Source organism: Streptomyces sp. NBC_01294 (genome assembly GCF_035917235.1).
Classification (GTDB): domain Bacteria; phylum Actinomycetota; class Actinomycetes; order Streptomycetales; family Streptomycetaceae; genus Streptomyces; species Streptomyces caledonius.
On the sequence record NZ_CP108423.1, the window covers coordinates 1,946,432 to 1,965,212 of the forward strand.

At 69.8% G+C, this 18,781-nt stretch carries 11 protein-coding genes; 2 read left to right on the forward strand and 9 right to left on the reverse strand.

Annotated elements, in window-relative coordinates; all coding sequences use genetic code 11:
- Positions 1 to 137: 137 nt before the first annotated feature.
- The 3 genes from OG534_RS08650 to OG534_RS08660 are packed head-to-tail and all read right to left on the reverse strand — an operon-like array spanning position 138 to position 6,107.
- Entirely contained in the window at positions 138 to 4,424 is a 4,287-nt protein-coding gene (locus OG534_RS08650; protein ID WP_326587505.1) for a WD40 repeat domain-containing protein, read from the reverse strand.
- Entirely contained in the window at positions 4,417 to 5,898 is a 1,482-nt protein-coding gene (locus OG534_RS08655) for an esterase/lipase family protein (protein WP_326587506.1), read from the reverse strand. Before OG534_RS08655 ends, OG534_RS08650 begins: the two co-directional genes overlap by 8 nt.
- A complete protein-coding gene (locus OG534_RS08660) occupies positions 5,895 to 6,107 on the reverse strand; it encodes a hypothetical protein (protein WP_326587507.1) in 213 nt (70 codons plus the stop codon). The genes OG534_RS08655 and OG534_RS08660 overlap by 4 nt, the downstream gene beginning before the upstream one ends.
- Before the next feature lie 824 nt (positions 6,108 to 6,931).
- Between OG534_RS08660 and OG534_RS08665 the strand changes: the two genes are divergently transcribed.
- Positions 6,932 to 7,747, forward strand: coding sequence for a sulfite exporter TauE/SafE family protein (locus OG534_RS08665; RefSeq protein ID WP_326587508.1), 816 nt, complete (start codon positions 6,932 to 6,934; stop codon positions 7,745 to 7,747).
- Between the two features lie 354 nt (positions 7,748 to 8,101).
- On the opposite strand, the gene OG534_RS08670 is transcribed toward OG534_RS08665, so the two are convergent.
- From OG534_RS08670 to OG534_RS08680, 3 genes are read right to left on the reverse strand one after another with little or no spacing between them, the layout of a single operon-like run.
- Positions 8,102 to 9,151, reverse strand: coding sequence for an ABC transporter ATP-binding protein (locus OG534_RS08670; RefSeq protein ID WP_326587509.1), 1,050 nt, complete (start codon positions 9,149 to 9,151; stop codon positions 8,102 to 8,104).
- Positions 9,148 to 10,743 carry an ABC transporter permease gene (locus tag OG534_RS08675; RefSeq protein ID WP_326587510.1) on the reverse strand — a complete coding sequence of 532 codons (1,596 nt, stop codon included), beginning with the start codon at positions 10,741 to 10,743 and terminating at the stop codon, positions 9,148 to 9,150. The genes OG534_RS08670 and OG534_RS08675 overlap by 4 nt, the downstream gene beginning before the upstream one ends.
- A 6-nt stretch (positions 10,744 to 10,749) precedes the next feature.
- Positions 10,750 to 11,769 carry an iron ABC transporter substrate-binding protein gene (locus OG534_RS08680; RefSeq protein ID WP_326587511.1) on the reverse strand — a complete coding sequence of 340 codons (1,020 nt, stop codon included), beginning with the start codon at positions 11,767 to 11,769 and terminating at the stop codon, positions 10,750 to 10,752.
- A gap of 213 nt (positions 11,770 to 11,982) precedes the next feature.
- On the opposite strand from OG534_RS08680, the gene OG534_RS08685 reads away from it, so the two are divergent.
- The gene (locus tag OG534_RS08685; protein ID WP_326587512.1) at positions 11,983 to 14,541 is read left to right on the forward strand and encodes an AMP-binding protein; all 2,559 of its coding nucleotides are present in this window, start codon (positions 11,983 to 11,985) and stop codon (positions 14,539 to 14,541) included.
- Between the two features lie 1,474 nt (positions 14,542 to 16,015).
- Here the strand turns inward: OG534_RS08685 and OG534_RS08690 are convergent.
- The 3 genes from OG534_RS08690 to OG534_RS08700 all read right to left on the reverse strand — a co-directional run bounded on the left by OG534_RS08690 (position 16,016) and on the right by OG534_RS08700 (position 18,677).
- Positions 16,016 to 16,960 carry a hypothetical protein gene (locus OG534_RS08690; protein ID WP_326587513.1) on the reverse strand — a complete coding sequence of 315 codons (945 nt, stop codon included), beginning with the start codon at positions 16,958 to 16,960 and terminating at the stop codon, positions 16,016 to 16,018.
- A gap of 14 nt (positions 16,961 to 16,974) precedes the next feature.
- A complete protein-coding gene (locus OG534_RS08695; RefSeq protein ID WP_326587514.1) occupies positions 16,975 to 17,844 on the reverse strand; it encodes a papain-like cysteine protease family protein in 870 nt (289 codons plus the stop codon).
- Between the two features lie 206 nt (positions 17,845 to 18,050).
- Positions 18,051 to 18,677: a hypothetical protein gene (locus tag OG534_RS08700; protein WP_326587515.1), complete on the reverse strand. Its 627-nt coding sequence runs from the start codon at positions 18,675 to 18,677 to the stop codon at positions 18,051 to 18,053.
- Positions 18,678 to 18,781 lie beyond the last annotated feature (104 nt).

Below are 18,781 nucleotides of genomic sequence, written 5' to 3' on the forward strand. Positions count from 1 at the left end.
TCGTCGACACCGTCCGGGTGGGTCCCCTCCGTTTCCCGTCGCAGTGGCCGAGGAGCTCCCTCCGGTTGTACGCGCCAGGGGATGCGCCAACGGAGTGAGGGTCCGTCTACGCCGCGGCTCTTCACCGGTAAGGGGCTCTAGGCAGACCAGCGGGGGTCGCTCGGTTCAGGTCCGCCCGTGAGGTTCGATCCCGCTTCAAGGCTCACTTGAACGAGGCCTTCCGTGGTGGCGACGGCCAAGTCGCCGTCGATGAAGGCGACGTCGTGCACGGGAAGGCCCAGAGGGATGCTCAGCGCCTCGCCCCCCGTCTCGGAATTCCAGAAGCGGACGGTTCCATTGCTGTCGCCCGTGACGAGCATGGCTTCGCGGTCCGGGAGCTGATAGGACTCAATGGCGGTCAGGTCTGGATGGGCGATCGGCTCCCCCACGGCCTCGCCCGTCATGAGGTTCCACTGTCGTGCGACCCCATCCGCGCCCGCCGTGGCGAGAAGAGACTGCCCGCCGAGTCCGACGAACGCGGACAAGGCCCGTATGCCACCGACGTGATCCGTCACCAACTCGCCGGTCTTCTCGCCGGTACCCGGATCCCACAACCGCACCACCCCGTTCTCACCACCCGTGGCCAGGAAAGACCGCCCGCCAAACCCGACGAACGCCGACAGCGCCTGCACCCCACCGGCGTGATCCGTCACCAACTCACCGGTCTTCTCGCCGGTACCGGGATCCCACAACCGCACCACCCCGTCCTCACCACCCGTGCCGAAAGTGAGCCTTTCGTCATCGCCATGGACGACCCGGACCGCGGTCACCGCGAGGACGTCTCCGTCGTGTTCGGTCGGCAGCTCATCGACCTGCTCGCCCTCGGCCGGGTCGAACACACGCAGCATCGCGTCGGCGTCCACGGCGGCGATCAGGGTCTGTTCGTCTTCGCCGGTGAAGGATGTCAGCGCTTGCGTGGTCGTCGCGGTGTCGCGGAAGGGCACACCTGCCGGTCGGCCACTGGGCGGTGCCCAGATCCGTAGGGTTTGGTCGTCGCCGCTGGTGGCCAGCAGTGGATACGCACCGGACAGGGGCGGCACCGGCGACACGGCCCGCACCCAGTCCTCGTGGCCTGTCAGAGGCGCTGTCACCGGCTGGCCGCCGGCCGGATCCCATAGTCGTACGCTGTTGTCCGCTCCGACAGTGACGAGCAGCGTCCGCGCCCCATCCTCGCCTGCCTCGACCAGCGTTCCCACCGCGAGGACTGGCTCCACGTGACCGATGAGAGGCGCCATGGTCTGTCTGCCGGTGTCCGGATCCCAAATCCGTACCGTCCCGTCCTCACCCCCGGATGCCAGCAGCGTCTGCCCTCCCCACCCCACGAACGCCGTGACGGAGAAGACGGCTCCTTCATGTCCGGTCAGGGGACCACTGGTTTCCACTCCGGTGGCCGGGTCCCAAATCCGTAGCGTCCCGTCGATGCCCCCGGTGGCCAGGAGCACGTGCCTGTCCTGGTCGGCGTCCAGGCTGTCGAACGCCACCACCGAGTAGACATCGCCATCGTGACCGGTCCCCACCAGCACATCGGTCTCCTGGCCGGCGTCCGGGTCCCACTCCGTCCCGGGCTCGTCCAAGCCTCCCACCGCCAGCTGTTTGCCGGTCAGCGGTTCCCAGACACGGACCGTCCCATCTCCGCCTCCTGTGGCCAGCAGCGTCTGCCCGTCGGTGTCCTTGAACGCCGCCACGGAGTGGACCCAGTCATTGTGAGCGGTCAGCGGCTCCCCCACTGTCTCTCCCCTGATGAGGTCCCAGATGCGTACCGTGCCGTCCGCTCCCCCGCTGGCCAGCAGCGTCTGTCCCTTTGGGCCCGTGAACGCCTCGATCGCCTGGACAGGGGCGTCATGCAGCGTCACCGGGTCTCCCACCGCTTCCCCCCGCGCCGGGTCCCAGAACCGCACCGTCCCGTCATCACTGCCCGACGCCAGCAGCACTCCCCTTGAGGCGTCCCTGAACGCCACGATGGTCTGGACCGAGCCCGTATGACCGCTGAGACGCAAGTGGGTCGCGTGGCCCTTCAGTTGTCCCCAGCGCACGGACCAGGCCGAATCGGGGTCGGAAGCTCTCCTGCCGAAGCGCTGCACGACGGTCTCCTGCGAACAGCGAAGGCTCCCGAGCTCCCGCAATCCTCGCCGGTCCCGGGAGTTCGCAGTGGCGAGTCGCTCCCATTCGAACAGGACTCCGGCCACTGCGGGAGGAAGCTCGAACCGCCCGAGGGCTCTGAGCATGACGCTGGAGACGACCGCCGAGGGGCTCAGCCGGTCGAGCAGTCGGGGGCAGTCCGCCAGGACCTGCCATCCATCCGGCCCGGCGAGACCGGCATGGGTGGGCAGATGGTTCACGACATAGGGGTTGGACCGTTCGTCCAACCCCGGGCTCGGGGGTTCTGCCAGATACTGGGTGATACGGCAGTGCCGGTCGTCGTGCTCGGAGGGCGGATGCGTCCGGGTGAAGTGCTCGGAGAAGGTCCGGTGTGCCAGGCGGTACACGCTCTGGCCCGATTCCGTGTCCAGCATCAGGTACGGCGCGGCCGTGTCCGTCAGTTCTCTGATGTCATCATCGGTGACGGCGATGTCAGGGCTGTCGGCGAGGGCCGTAGCGATGCCCGCCCACACGCCGTCGGCGATGGGCAGGCCGCGTCCCTGGGCCAAGGCGAGCGCTTCGAGCAGGAGGCGATGACAGGGGGCCTTGTCGCTCAGGCGCTCGACGGCTCGGGTGAAGAGCTGTCGGTGGTCGCACTCGAGCAAGGGGGTCGGGTCAGCGGCCAGCTCGGGGTTGCTGATGACCTCGTGCACAGCGAGGCGACCGTAGAGGAATTCCCGGTCAAGATTGCTGAGGGCTTCCGCGGTCCTGTCGATCTGCGAAGGTTCGACGCCCAACCGGGCCCGTGCCGCGTGCAGGCGATTGCGTATGTACTGGCGCATGGCTGCGGGGTCGCGGGCGACGCTCAGTGTCTCGCGGTTGCCGTTCCGATCCGCTCCCAGTGCCTCCATGAGGTCCGCATCCTCGAAAGCAGGCAGATCGGGGCCTTCGGCCGTGGACCGGCGCGTGCCGACGACAACGCGCACGCCGGCCAGGTCCGCCAGGGGGCTGAGTACCTCTTCGGCAATCAGCAGGGGTAGGTGTGCCTCGTCGAGCGCGTCCGCCAGCAGTGTGAAGCGAACGCCGGGGTCGGCCCCAGCCACGACCGCACGAAATCGCTCTATCAGCCAGGCGCACTGTTCGCCGATCGTCGCGTCGGGCGGAGTGCCGAGCCCGGCCGAGGTGGCGATCCGCTGCACCACGGTCCGGGGCGTCGCCCCTGTCAGGTGAAGCACCGCGTCGAAGACGTCGTAGGGAGGGACGGCGCCCTCGGGTAGAGGGCGGAGTTTCTGATGCTCAATCAGGATATCGGCGAGCTCACGCCGGGAGTGCACCACGACATGGCCCAGAAGCGCCGACTTCCCCGACCCCGCCGCTCCGGTGACGACGAGCATGCCCCGTTCCGCGCCGTCGAGCCACGCGAGGATCCGGCGGCGCTCGTCCTCCCGGCCTTCGAAGTACCAGTTCTGTTCGCCCAGTTCAGCGCCACTGGCCTTGGGGATGAAGTGAAGACGCTCGTCGTCCGTGAGGTTCTCGAGGACCCTCTCGATGTCGATCACGGTGTCCAGGGACGCCTGCATGCGGCCCGCCAGTGTGGGCACGGCGCGGCGCAGAGCGGCACCATTATCACCCGGACGCAGGTGGATGGAACAGCCGTTCAGGTTCCGCTGGAGCTCTTTGGTGAGGTCGTGGAAGTCGATTGTGTCCTCAGTGCGGAAAGTGCTCGTCAGAACGGTGTTCAGTACTCTGCGGAAGGCGCCGAGGACGGTGCTCCCCTCCGCGGCCGTCGCAATCAGCAGGTAGCCGCGCGCTTCCCCGTCTTCCAAGGCCTTGGCGTGCATCCGATCCACGAAGTCACTGGAGGAGCACGCGTCGATGATCACGATGGCCCAGCCGGCGCCGACCTGACACTGCCGCGCTTTGAGGGACTGCAACAGTTCCTCGGGCCCGATTCCGTTCTGAGTCAGTTCTGCGGGGCTGAGGGCGTGGGCGAGCAAGGTCGTGGGACCCCCGTTGCTCCACCCATGGCCGACCCAGTACAGGAACGTGTCACCGGTGACATCGGGGGCCGACCACTCCTCAAGCCGCTGCTTTACCGCGCCGACCTCTCGATTCTCCGCGGGGACCGCCCAGGAATCCACGCGGGCACCGAACGGCTCCAGGAGCGCGGCGACGGCCGCCACCTCCGGCCCCGTGTCCAGGTGGTCGTGGTGAACGTAGACACCGATGTCGACCGGAAAGAACTGCAGCGGCCCCGAGGCGTTCCCGCTGTCCGAAACAGTCGTCATCGGCTGTGTCTCAGTCATCCTCAGGATCGACTGCCAGGACGAGCTGTGTGACGGGTGAGTTGCCTCCGGATTTGGCCTTGATCCGGTACAGACCGGGTGCGGGCAGGGTGACTTGGGATCCGAGTTCACCTTCGGTACGGCGGAGGGCGACCTTGGCGATCTGCTGATCGGTTGCCGCCTTGTGGACGGTGCACCCCGTACCGGCGTTCGCAGGCCGTCCCGAGTCCGGCGCGGAATGCACCCGCAGCCGCCAAGGGCTGCCTGCCATGACGTAGTCGGGAACCTCCAGGCCGATGTGGCCGTCGCCCAGTGCGGGACCGCGGTTGTGGTCGTACTCGGTGAGCACGGCTTGCACGTACTGGACGGCGGTGCTGTCCTTGGCCAGGCCGCCATGCTGCAACGGGAGCCACACAGGCTCGTTCGAGGCGAGGTAGGCGGCGTCCCGGTAGACAGTGCCGTCGCCTGCCCGGTCACGGCGGATGGGGATGCGGTCACCGTCGCGGGCCAGTGCACCGTCTCTGTTCCGCTCGAACGCGACGTACTGCTTGTGCACCACGCCGGCGTCGAGGCGCAGACTCTGCGCCGTCGGCTGAGCCACGCCGACGAGCGCGCGGTGCCCTGGAAGGGCGGGCGCCTGTTCACGCATGCTCTGCTGGAACAAATGGGCCTCACGGGCGAGTTCTACGTCACCGCCCAGGGCAGCCACGTCGGCCGGACCGAGGCGGAGCACGTCCGTGCCCGCGTCAACGCAGCGGTAGTCCGGCAGCAGGTCGTGCACACCGGGCAGTGTCGCCGACAGGACCTGCATCCGGCGTCGCAGCCGGGCGGGCAGCCGGCTGGAGCGGTCGCCGTTGAGGATGACGGCCGCCTTGACCGAACCGAGGAACGGCGTGCCGAGGGTGACCACGGCTCTGGTGTCGGGGGCCAGGTCGCTGCCCTGGGATACGGCGTGGGCGAAGGCGGCCCGGGTGACCAGGCCACCCATGGAGTGGGCGACGAACACCAGGCGGGCCTCGCGCCCGTCCGGATGCCGACGGCGTGCCCGATCGTGCTCCTCGCTGGCGCGCCACCGGGTCAGGTGACGGTGGGCGGCTTCCGCCAGCAGTGCGCCGTTGACGGCAACGGGTAGCCGCCAGTCGTACGGGAACGCGAGAACGCCCTTCGGGTCAGCAACCGTCCGCTCAATGGCAGCGAGCAGGGCACTGTAGGGCTCGAACCCTTTCAGGAACGGCGCCCAGGCGGGGAAGCGCAGCAGCTCGGTGGCTTCCACCCGGCCGTACTTGCCGGACCGCTCGTCCTCGTCCATGTGCAACGGGTGCGTCCCGTCATCACGCAGCCAGGCGCCCAACCACTGAGGATCACGCAAGCCCCACACCGGGTGTCCCGTGACGGTGTCGCGCAGCGCGCTACCCATGATCCCCGGCACCACGACCACGGCGTCATGCGTGACTTCAGATGACACGCCGGTGCGCTCGTTCCCCCCAAGCATCATGCACGAACGATATCCGGCAGACGCCGTGCGAAGGAGCGGAAAGCCGAGGAGCACCACCGCCGACGAGATGCAGCGGCAGCACTGATGACCAGCGTCGGCGTCAGAGGCTGCAGTTCGGCTTCCCGGAACAGGTTGGCGACGGCCTCGACGAGGAGCGAGCGATGCCCGACCCACGAAAACTCGCCGGAAAGAGCCCGCAGAAGCGTCATCTGAGCTCAACACTCAGAGAAGTGGTGTGACACCGCTGCGGGCCCGGTCACCGCTGCATCGTGAAGTCGCAGGTCAGACCGCCTCCACTGGACAGGCCGTCCGCCCGAACCGGTGTGCAGCCGGAAATAGGTCGAGCAGCCCGACAAGCAAGCAGGTCAGGCGCCCTTCGCGATCGGCTCCAGGATTGCCACGCACTCCACGTGGTGCGTCATCGGAATAAGATCCAACAAAAACAGGTCAAAGGAAACCGCAGGTCAGCGACCCGCAAGGCGCAGATTGGGCAGGCTGCCCGTGTGCGTTACGTGCGTAGTGGGCGGTATGTGCAACGCGTTGACGCTCCTTGCCTGCCTCTGGCCGGGCGAACGGAGCCCCATCGAGAGGTGACCAGCGACGCCCCCGCGTTGCGTCCCCTGAGCGCCCGGAAGCCGGTCAGTCGCGGAGGGCCACCCCGGGTTCCACGAAGGCTCCGGAGAACCGTGCCGACCTGACCCAGGGGCCTACGCCCGCCAATGCAGTTGCTTTTGAGCTGGGGCGGGCCATTGCCCAGCTCCTGGAGGGTTGGGGGCCGGGTGCCGGTCACGCATAGGAATCCTGACGAAGGTGTTCACGCCGGAGCTGGTGGACGCGGCCGTCGCCAAGCAACGCAAGCACCGAGGTGCTGGCCGACCCGTGGCCCGCGCCATCCAGCCGCCGTCCCCCTGACCGCACGAGCAGACCCGCCGGGCGCGATGCCGATGCTCGGAGGTCCGGACAAAGGCTTGGGGAAGACCCAGTGGAATCGGGTCGTAGCAGGCGAGAGCGGCCACCAGCGAGGGTCCTCGTCATGACCACTGACCAGAACCTCGTTCCTCTTCGCTCGACACACTCAGCGCCCGTGGTGTTCGGCGCGGGAGCGGCCATCGGTGTATTGGGCGGGATGATCGGGCTGGGCGGCGCGGAGTTCCGCCTGCCTCTGCTGATCGGCCTCTTCGGGTTCGCCGCGCTCTCAGCCGTCATCCTGAACAAGGCGATGAGCCTGGTCGTGGTCTTGGTCGCGCTGCCCGCCCGCCTGGCGGCGGTTCCGGCCGCCGAGGTGGCCGCGCGTTGGCCCGTCGCGGTCAACCTGCTCGCCGGCAGTCTGCTCGGCGCGTGGACCGGAGCGAGCTGGGCGGCGCGCATGCGCACCGCGACCCTCTACAAGGTGCTGGCAGCGTTGATGGTGCTCATGGCCGCCGCTCTGGTGGTCACGCACACCACCACCCTGGGCACCCTCTCCCTGCCGCTGTGGGCCCAAGTGCCCGCCGGGGTCGTAGCCGGGTTCGGCATCGGGGTGGTCGCCGCGATCATGGGCGTGGCCGGAGGCGAGCTGCTGATCCCGACGATCGTGCTGTTGTCCGGGGAGGACATCAAGACCGCCGGAAGCCTATCCCTGCTGGTCTCCCTCCCGACGATGCTCGTCGCGTTCGCCCGCTACAGCCGGGACGGCAGCTTCGCGGTCCTCGGCGCCAACCTCCGCTTCACCGCGATCATGGCCGCGGGCTCCATCGTCGGCGCGGTGCTGGGCGGCCTGCTCTTGGGGGTGTTCCCGGACCTGGTCCTCATCCCCCTGTTGGCCCTGATCCTGCTTGTCTCCGCAGTCAAGCTCGCCCGTCACGACTGACTTTGCCGAGACACCCCTGGAGACCAGCTGGGGAACGTCCTGGTCTCCGACGTCGACTCCGGCCCGCGCAAAAGCAACTGCAATGACCTACGCCGTCCCTGGTACTCGCGCCGAGACAGCGCTCCCCATCGCTCGCGTGGAGCCATCCAGCAAGCGCCGAGATCTTGTCCGCCAGTGGTTCCAGGTAGGTAATACCCCCGGGCACGGCCAGATCAGATGCCTGGAACGCGGAGGCTAGCGTGCCACTCGCGTTGCCTGGGCGGGTCAGGCACCGTGTGCCGGAACACACGCCAGATCGTGCCGCAGCCGCATGGTCCCTGGCCCGAGTGCCCGCCCCGGGGAGCGCGTCCGGAATCACACGGCGGCGGAGTGCAGAGTCGCCTCCCCCATCACCTCGATGCCTGTGCGCTCCCCGGGCCGGGCAGCGGCTGGGCTGGGGACTCGGACGTCGATGGGCTCGTCGATGCCGTCCACAGCAACGGTGACCATCGCGTCGTGGCCGTAGAAGCGAACGTCGGTCACCATGCCACTGGCTTCGGCCGCATCCGGAGCGGTCAGTCGGAGCTGCTCGGGCCGCAGCAGCACCACCCCCTCGCGGAGTCGGCCGGGCGAGTCCGTCAGTGGGATGCGGCCCAGCGCGGTGGCCGCCATGTCCTGGTCCGCAGTACCGGTGACGAGTACCGCGTCACCGACGAAGGCGGCGACCCAGGGGTCGGCGGGACGGCTGTACACCTCGTGCGGTGTGTCGCACTGGGCCACGCGGCCGTTGCGGACGACGGCGACGAGGTCGGCTGTGGAGAGGGCTTCCTGCTGGTCGTGGGTGACGAGCAGAGCGGTGGCCCCGGTGGCGCGCAGGGCAGCGCGTACGTCTGCGCGTACGCCGGTGCGCAGGGCGGCGTCGAGGGCGTTGAACGGCTCGTCGAGGAGGACCAGGGCGGGTTCCGGTGCCAGGGCCCGGGCCAGGGCGATGCGCTGCTGCTGGCCGCCGGACAGCTCGTGCGGCATGCGGTCGCCGTAGCCCACGAGGCCGACGAGTTCGAGCATCTCTTCCGTGCGCCGCCGACGGGTGGCCCGGTCGAGGCCGGTCAGGCCGAAGGCGACGTTGCGGGCCACGCTGAGGTGCGGGAAGAGCGCGCCTTCCTGGGGCACGATGCCGATGCGGCGGCGTTCGGGCGGAAGGTGGACTCCAGGGCCGGACAGTGTGCGCCCGTCGAGGGTGACGGTGCCCGCGTCGGCGCGCAGGAAGCCCGCGACGATGCGCAGCAGCGTGGTCTTGCCGCAGCCCGAGGGGCCGAGGACAGCAGTCAGTGCGCCGCCGGGGACGGTGAGGTCGAGGCCGTCGAGGACCGGCGCCGCACCGGGGCCGTACGCCTTGGCCAGTCCGGCGATCTGCAGGTCGGTCATGTGCGGTGCCTTCCGAGGAGGTAGGACGGGATGGCGGCCAGCAGGATCAGCGCCGCGGCGTAGGGCGCCGCGGCGGCGAAGGATCCGGTGCCGGTTTCCGTCCACAGGCGGGTGGCCAGGGTGTCCATCCCGGTGGGGCGCAGCAGGAGGGTGGCGGGCAGTTCCTTCATGCACACGACGAAGGTGAGCGCCGCTCCGGCAGCGACCCCGGGGGCGGCCAGCGGCACGGTCACCTCGCGCAGCACGCGCAGCGGGGAGCGGCCGAGGGAGCGGGCCACGTCCTCCAGGACGGGCGGGGACTGGAGGACGGCCGCGCGGGTGCCCGCGACGGCCACGGGCAGGAAGAGGACGGCGTACGCGCAGACCAGCAGCGGGAGTTCCTGGTAGACCGGTTCGGCGTAGCGGACCGCGAAGAAGACCAGGGACAGGGCAACGGTGATGCCCGGGAGCGCGTGGCCGGCGTAGGCCGACTGCTCCAGCAGCCGGGCGGTCCGGCCGCGGTACCGCGCGGCGATCACGCCGACCGGCAGGGCGAGCAGGGTGGTGAGCGCGGCTCCCGCGGCAGCGACGCCGAGGGTGGTGGCGGCGGTGTCGAGAAGTGTGGACGGGTCCCAGGTCGCGGAGTTGCCGACGGCCAGCCAGTACCCGAGCGTCGCCAGCGGGGTGAGGACGGCGACGCCGGTGACCGCCGCGCACCAGGCCAGCGCGGGCGCCCGCCAGCGGCCCAGCCCCGCGGGAACGGCGGGGCGCGCGGTGCCGCCGCCTGTCCTGGCGTGGCCGGCCCGGCCCCGGGTCCGCGCCTCCGCGGCGACCAGCAGGATCGTCATCACCACGAGGACGACGCTGAGGGCGGCGGCCGGGGTGCGGTCGAAGCTGGCCCGGTAGGAGGTGTAGATGCCGCGGGTGAAGGTGTCGTACCGCATCAGCGATACGGCGCCGAAGTCGGAGAACACGTACAGCGCGACGAGTACCGCCCCGCCTGCGGCCGCGGGCCGCAGCTGCGGCAGCGTCACCCGCAGGAAGGTCTTCAGCGGCCCGTGGCCGAGCGAGCGGGCGACCTCCTCCTGCGCCGGGTCGGTGCCGCGCAGTGCGGCGGTGACGGGCAGGTAGACGTACGGGAAGCTCACCAGCGTCAGCGCGAGGGCGGACCCGGTGAAGCCGGCCAGCTCCGGGAAGGCGGACAGCCAGGCGAAGGCGGCGACGTAACTCGGCACGGCCAGCGGCAGGGTCACCAGCACCGACCAGGCCCGGGCGCCGGGCAGGTCGGTGCGTACGGTGAGCCAGGCCAGCGAGACGCCCAGGACCAGGCAGGCCGAGACGACCACGGCGGCCAGTCCGAGGCTGCGGCCGAGCAGTTGGGCGGTGCGCTCGTCGGAGATGACGTCCCAGGCGAAGGCCGGGCCGCGTTCCAGGGAGCGGACGGCGAGGTAGCCGAGAGGCAGCAGGGCGAACACCGCGGCGACGGCCGCGGGGACGAGCAGGATGGAGGGTGGCCGGCGCCCGGCACGCCACCGCCCGGTCGGCGCGGTGGCGCCGTCCGGGCGGTGGGCAGTGGCGGGATCCGTCGGCGTGACGGGATCCGTGGAGGGCATGAGGGGTCAGACCATCCCGGCTTCCTGGAGCATCTTCAGGGTCTCCTGAAGAGATTCCAGCTTCCCGAGGTCGATCTTCGGGGCGTCCAGGGTGGCCAGCGGCGGAAGGCCCTTGACCGTGCTGGTCACGCCCGAGGCGAGCGGGTACTCCTTGGTGTCCTCGGCGAAGTACTTCTGCGCCTTCTCCGAGAGCAGGAAGTCGACGGCCTTCTGGGCGGCCGGTGCCTGGTCGGTTCCCTTGACGATGGCGACACCGGCGGTGTTGACGAGGCCGCCCGGGTCACCGCCGGGGAGGAAGTGGATCTTCGCCTTGACCTTGGCCTCGCCCTTCTCGGCGACCTGCTCGTACCAGTAGTAGTGGTTGACGAGCCCGAGCGAGACCTCGCCCTTGCCGACCGCCTCCAGCACCTTGAGGTTGTTGTCGTACACCTTCGGCTCGTTGGCCTTCAGGCCCTTCAGCCAGGTGCGGGTGGCGTCGTCGCCCTCCAGGACGCGCATGCCGGTGACGAAGGCCTGGAAGGAGGCGTTTGTCGGGACGTAGCCGACCTTGCCCTTCCACTCCGGCTTGACCAGGTCGTGGACGGTGTCCGGCACTTTGGAGACCTGTCCGGGGTGGTACGCGAGGACGCGGACCCGGCCGGAGGTGCCCACCCAGTCGCCCGCGCCACCGCGGAAGCCGGGGTCCACCTTGTCGAGGGAGGCCTGCGGCAGCCTCTCCAGCAGGCCCTTGCTGGACAGGGCCCCGAGGGCGCCGGCGTCCTGGGAGAAGAACAGCCCGGCCTTGGTCTTGCCGCCCTCTTCCTGGATCTGGGCCGCGAGTTCGGCGCTCTCGCCGTAGCGGACCGCGACCGTGGTGCCGACGGCCTTCTCCAGCTCGTCCAGGAGCGGCTTGACCAGCTTCTCGTTGCGGCCCGAGTAGATCACGAGCCCCGCGTCGTCCTCGTCGACACCGCAGCTTGCGACCGCGGGGAGAAGAAGGGCCGCCGCGAAGAGCGCGGTCAAGCGTCGGACCAAGGGGCGTCGCATGGAAAGCCTTCCTACAAGGGCAGCGAAGAACAGTAACGCCCAATAAGTAAGGTAAAGCTAACCTAAAGGCAAGGGTGACGCACACAACAATTCGACCGCGCCCACGCATCGGCGGAGCCGAGCATACCGGTTCCCTCCCTGTGGATCTTCCGTGAGCCATCTGTGACTTTCCTGTGACTATCGGGCGAGGTAAGGCATTCCTAAGATGCGCCCGTGACAGTCCTTCCCGACCAACTCCCAGGCACCACGTCGGTCCCGTTCGCCCTCGGCCTCGCCGCCCACGGCGACCGGACCGCCGTCATCACGGCCGACGGCCCGGTCAGCTATGCCGAGTTGGCCGCGCGCGTGGACACGACGGCCCGCCGCCTCGGCAGGGAACGCCGTCTGGTCCTGCTGGTCGGTTCCAACACCGTCGACGCCCTCGTCGTCCATCTCGCCGCCCTCGCGGCCGGGCACCCCGTCCTCCTGGTGCCGGGCGACCACCCCGAAGCCGTCCAGTCCCTGATCGACGCGTACGACCCGGACATCGTGGCTCACCCCGAGGGCGGGGAATGGCTGCTCGATGAGCGACGCACGGTCTCGGCGCACGAGCTGCACCCGGACCTCGCCCTGCTGCTCAGCACCTCCGGCTCGACCGGATCGCCGAAGCTTGTCCGGCTGTCACACGAGAACCTCCAGACCAACGCGAAGTCCATCGCGCAGTACCTGGACATCCGGGACACCGACCGCGCCGCGACCACCCTGCCCCTGCACTACTGCTACGGCCTGTCCGTCGTGCACAGCCACCTGCTGCGCGGCGCCGGACTGATCCTGACTGACCTGTCGGTCGCCGACACCTGCTTCTGGGAGCTCTTCAAGGCCGGCCGGGGGACGGCCCTCGCCGGGGTTCCGTACACCTTCGACCTGCTCGACCGGGTCGGTTTCGCCGACATGGAACTGCCCCACCTGCGCTACGTCACCCAGGCGGGCGGCCGCCTGGCTCCCGACCGGGTCCGGCGGTACGCCGCACTCGGCCGCGCCGCCGGCTGGAAGCTCTTCGTGATGTACGGCCAGACCGAGGCGACGGCCCGCATGGCCTACCTGCCGCCGCACCTCGCGGAAACCCACCCCGAGGCGGCGGGAATCCCGATCCCCGGCGGCTCCTTCCGCCTTCAGCCGCTGCCCGACAGCCCCGCCGAGAACACCGGCGAACTGGTCTACTCAGGCCCCAATGTCATGCTCGGCTACGCACAGACCCCCGAGGACCTCGCGCACGGCCGGACCGTGCACGAACTTCACACCGGCGACATCGCGCGCCGCACCCCCGACGGGCTGTACGAGATCGTCGGCCGGAGCAGCCGGTTCGCGAAGATCCTCGGCCTGCGCATCGACCCCGGGCAGGTCGAGGCGATGCTCGCCCGGCACGGCGTCACCGCCGTGTGTACCGGCGACGACGAGACCCTCGGTGTCGTGGCCGTCGGCGGTCACGACACCGACGCCCGCCGGATAGCCAGGCTCGTGGCCCACGACTGCGGTCTGCCGGCCCGCGCGGTCCGCGTCCGCATCCTCGCCGACCTCCCGCGCCTGCCGACGGGCAAGCCTGACTACCGCGCGGTGCGCGAACTGACCCGTCAGGCGCCTGACACCGCCACCGGCCCCGAGGCCACGCCGAACGGAGTCCCCGAAAGCCTGCGTCTGCTCTATTCGCGGGTCCTCGACCGCTCGGACGTGACGGACGACAGCTCCTTCGTCAGCCTGGGCGGCGATTCGCTCTCATACGTCGAGATGTCGATCCAGCTCGAAGAGCGGCTCGGGCACCTGCCGCCCGGCTGGCACACGACACCGATCCGGGATCTCAGGCCGCCCGAGCATACGGAGACCTCCCGCAGGCGGACCCTGGAGACGAGCGTCGCGCTCCGCGCCCTGGCGATCTTCTGCATCGTCGGCTCGCACATCCATGTGTTCGGCATCAAGGGCGGGGCGCACATCCTGCTCGCGGTCGCCGGATACAACTTCGCCCGCTTCCACCTCACCACTGCCGAACGGCGCGTACGGGTACGCCGGGGCTGGACCAGCATCGCCCGCGTCGCGCTGCCGAGCATGGCCTGGATCGGCCTGATCCTGTTCCTCAACGACGACTACACGCTCGCCAATCTCTTCCTGCTCGACAGCGTCATCGGCCCCGACGACCTCAAGACCGGTATGCACTTCTGGTTCATCGAGGCTCTCCTCTACATCCTGATCGCCGCCGTCAGCCTCCTGGGCCTGCCCGCCGTAGACCGGTGGGAACGCCGCTTCCCGTACGGCCTGCCCCTCACACTCGTCAGCCTGGGACTCCTCACCCGCTACGACCTCGTCGGCCTGCCCGCCCGCGAGCACATCCCCGATGCCATCACGGTCTTCTGGCTGTTCGCGCTCGGCTGGGCTGCGGCGAAAGCCACCACCGTGCGACAGCGCCTGCTGGTCACCGCCGCGGCCCTGGCCACCGTGCCGGGCTTCTTCCCCGGCGACCCCGGGCGCGAGGCGATCGTCGTCGCCGGATTCGCGCTGCTGGTCTGGGTGCCCAGCCTCCCCAGCCGCGAGCGCCTCAACCAGCTGGCCGGCCTCCTCGCGACCAGCTCCCTGTACATCTACCTGACCCACTGGCAGATCTTCCCGCTCATCGACGGATTCTCCCGGCACCTGGCTTTTCTCACCTCACTCCTCTTCGGCATCGCCTACGCGGCCGGCGCCGCCCGTCTGATGAAAGGCCTGTCCGCGCGGACGAAAGCCTGCGGCGTCCTGACTCGCTGAGCACCGGCCGGAAGGGGCGATCGGGACATGCCCTGACGTGGCGCGCATGCCGCGGCGCCTGCCTCTGTCGCTTCGGGCGCGGTCCGGAGTGCTGCTACGGGGCTCGCTCGTCCCGTGATGGCGATGCCGGGGCCGATGGACAAAGCCCCGCACGTCGCGGTCGGTGGGGACACGTAGGCTTCCGCCGCCATCGCAGCGCCGACCACGGTTCCCGTTGCCCGGTGGCGCAGGAGCAGTGCGGCGCCGAAGGCCGTCCTCACACAGGACGGCCCGACAACCCGGCGCCGGCGACCGTGCCGCACCCGACGGACTGCTCACTCAGGCTCCCGCACCCGTAGCCCCATGCCCCGCCTCCGACGGCGGCCCCTCCCGGTCTGCACCGGTTGTGCGTGTCAAAGACGTGGCGGCCGGCCACCCGCAGGGCTGACGCCTCGCGGGAAGCCTCCTTCTCTCACGTCCACTTCGGCACGGCCTGATGTCCCTGCGCGCGCCGTCGTCGCAGATCGTTTTGCCGATCACCGTCCGAGCACCGGTCTGCTCACCGGCGGTGCCTCGTGTCGTGTGCCGCTGCACAGGGGGACCGGGTGGCCCGGCCCCGTGCCCCGCCGCCGCAGTCCCGGCCCGACATCGACTCCGAGGAGGAGCGGCCAGCCGCCGCCCCGTGGCGGCCTTCGGCTCCTCACCCCGGCCAGAAACGCGCGTCATCAGCAGGGTGGTCATGCTGAACCATTTCCTTCTCCGCTACAGAGCGTGTTCGCGTTTGGCCGCCGCGCCGAAGGGCCCGACACCGGGACCGATCGCCGCACGCAGAAGCCGCCTCCCCGGCCGGGCACAGGCCCGGTCCAAGATGGCCTTCTCGCTGCTGATGGCACGTCAGCTAATACTGACATCCTTTCAGGAAATGTGTCCGTCGAGCGTCAGATGAGCGTCACGAGCGTCAGATCAGCGTCAAGATATCGCCCGTAACGCCCACAACGCACATAATGCGCATCGACAAACCTGCAGGTCAGACGCCCTTCGCGATGGGTTCAAGGATCGCGACGCACTCCACGTGGTGGGTCACAAGGAACAGTGCAGGCCGAGGCAGGTGAAAGAAAGTCGCCGGTCAGGGCCTTGCAGATCTGACTTCGTGATGTGAATGGTGTGCGTTGTGGGCACTGGAGCCGCCATCAGATCCGGCCTGGCCTCGGAGCCGCTACACGGTGAGCCCTTTCAAATTGGGCTTCGGTCCTGCGGCGCAGTGCGCGGTGACCTGCGTAGACCAGGCAGGAGCAGCACCCGATCAGTGAGCGAGCTGAAAAGGCTCACTGCTGCTTGGGCCCAGGTAGCGCCGACGGCGGTCCACGACCGCATGCGGTCCACGTCGATACTGACGTGGACCGCACGGCCGGGCCTCCTTCCCGAGCTCATGCGTATCCGACGATGGAAGTCGTCAGGCTGCGCACGGAGGGGGCCCGGCCTTCACGGGGTCGGGTCAGCGGACGCCGGCCATCTGCCGGCGTCGCGCGTACACCACCGCACCGCCGATCGCCGCCAGGGCTGCGGCCGCGGTGACGGAGATCGGCTGCCAGGACTCGTCGGCGACCGGTGTCCCGGACGCGACGGCGACCTGTTCCGGCTGGTCCTCCACGAGGCCGGCGTACCCGCCGGCCATGCCCTTGCGGTCGTACTCCGAGCCGGGCATCTTGTCGCCGTAGCGGGCGGTGACCAGCTTCTGGTAGGCGGCGAGGGTGATGCCGCGCTTTCCGCCGAGGCCGGTGGTCGCCTCCTCGTTGAGCGGCTCGACCGTGCCTTCGGCGGTGAGCCGGTACCAGGCGTGGATCTGCGGCTCGGTGAAGGTACGGGCCTGGGGAGTGCCGCGCTCGGCGAAGCCGACCTCGGCGTCCCCGTCCCGGATGCCGGCCAGCTGCCAGCCCTCGGCACCGACGTTCTGCGGGCCGCTTCCCGTCGTAGGGGCGTTCCCCTTGGGCGCGAGCAGTACGGCGGCGTTCTTGCCGTCGGCTGCGGTCACCCGGGAGGCCAGGTAGGAGAGCCGGAGCGCGGTCTGCGGGTTCGCCTGGGTCTTGCCGGTCACGAACTCGGGGCTGATCTCGAACATCGGCACCGGGTCCTTGTTGAGATCGAACCCGGGCGGCGCGGCGACCGCGGCGGGTGCGTTCCCGGGGGCGCCGACGGCGCCGCCGTCCGCGGCGGGGGCCGTGGCGGGCTGTCGGGCCGAGACCAGGAAGCGGGAGACGGTGTCGCGGAGCTGGTCGCTCCGCAGGGCCTGCTGGGCGGACGGGTAGCCCGCGATGCCGTCGCCCTCCGCAGCCTGGGCGGGAACGATTCCGCACAGGGCGGCGGCGAGCGCGGTCGTGGCGAGAACGGCGGCCCGGACTGCCATGTGCCTGGGGTGTCGCATGGTCTGCGTGGTCTGCATGGTCGGTCTGCTCCTCAGCCCTGGATTCCGATGCGCGAGTGGGTCCACTGGAACGAGTTGTTGTTCGCGTACGTGGAGTGGTTCCACCAGGTGTAGGTCTGGGTGGTCTGCCACGGGTCGCCGACCGCGATCATGTTGGTGGCGCTGTCGTAGCCGTAGATGACGTTCATGTGACCGCCTCCAGTGCGCCAGCCGAACCGGACGGCGAAGGGCCGGCCTGCGGCGATCTCGGTGGCGGACTCGCCGAACGAGGCGTTGCGGTTCAGGCTGCGGCCGCTGTTGCTCAGTCCCAGCCTGGCCAGGCCGTTGGCCATGTCCTCCAGCGTCGCGGGCTGGTTGTTGCAGTCCACCCAGGTGCCCTGGGCGGCGAGCTGGCAGAACTGCTCCTGGCTGACGGAGCGGCCCCAGTGTTTGGCGATGGTCACGCCGGAGGCGTCCCAGCACCACTGGGTCCTGACCTGCTTCTGCATGTCGATCTTGATCGTCTTCGCGGTCGTGGGGGGAGGGGTGGGGGTGGGTTTCGGGTTCGGGCTCGAACCACAGACCGGCAGGGGGGTGGTGTTCTCGTTGATGAAGGCGTCAGCGATGTAGTACGAGCCGGTGTAGATCCACCGCGGGTTGTTCTCCACGGTGTCGCCGGTGGTCCGGCAGGACATCTGGATCCTGTCGCCCACCTTCGAGGAGCCCTTCACCTGAGCCGAAAGGGACGGCTTGGCCCGCTGGTTGACGGTCTTGTAGTTGCCCTGCCCGCCGATGACCGTGCCGCTGACCACATCGGCCTGGGCGAGGGCGCCGAAGCCGAACAGCAGACCGCCGGAGAGTGCGGCGGTGATCGCGGCTATCAGCGCTTTCTTGCGGCGGGACGCGCGACGTTTGTGCATCATGCTCCTTGATCTGAGAAATACGGGGACTTGCTCGCCCGGCAACCTGGTCGTCCGTTCTGCGCGACAGGTGTCGAGGGTGCCCGGCTCGGCGGCGGCACTCCGTTGGATGACGAACAGTCAGCCGGTTGGCATTGAACGGAACGGCGCAGGAACATCACGGCCGCCACGACGGCTCGGGCTCACACGACGCGCTGGTTACGGACGCTTCACCCGTCGCCCCGCGGCTGCCTGCGGGCTCGGGCCCGGCGGACCAGCAGCAGCCCGCAAGCGGCCCCGGCGAGGGCGGCCATGGCCAAGCCCGCCGTGGTCCAGGAGAGGGTGCTCCCGTCGCCGGCCGGGGCGGGCTGCGCGGATGCGGCGGCCGAGGGCACGGCTGTGGCCGAGGGGCTCGCAGGAACGGGAACGGGAGCGGTGGGCGCGGCGGAAGTGCCGGGCGGTGCCGGGTCGGATACCGGTACGGAGACCTCGCGTTCGGCGTGTCCTCGGGGGAACCCAATGTGGACGTGCACCTTCCAGGTGCCGGCCGGCAGGACCTCGGCCGTGCTCCATCCGGTGCGCGTGCCGGAATCCCGGACCAGCTTCCAGGGGCCCACGCTGCGGGTGCCGTCCGCGCTGGTGGCGTTCACCGTGGCGGCGAGCTCCTCCTCGATGGCGTCCCCGTCGTTCTCCCAGGTGACGTCGGTGGTGACGTGGCCTTCCCGCTGCCCGGTGATCACGACTTTGACGGTGTCACCGTGGGCCTGGGCCGGGGTCGCCAGGGCCAGGGCCTGGGCGAGGAGGAGGAACAGGACCCCGAGTCCGGTACGGACCGGGGGGCTGTGGCGTGTACGCATCGTTGTGGTGCTCCTGGTGCGGTGGGGATGCGAGGGGCTGCCACCGCTGCGGCGCGGTGGAGGTGCGGTGCCGGTGAGGGAGCCGGCGGACGGCTGCATGGGGA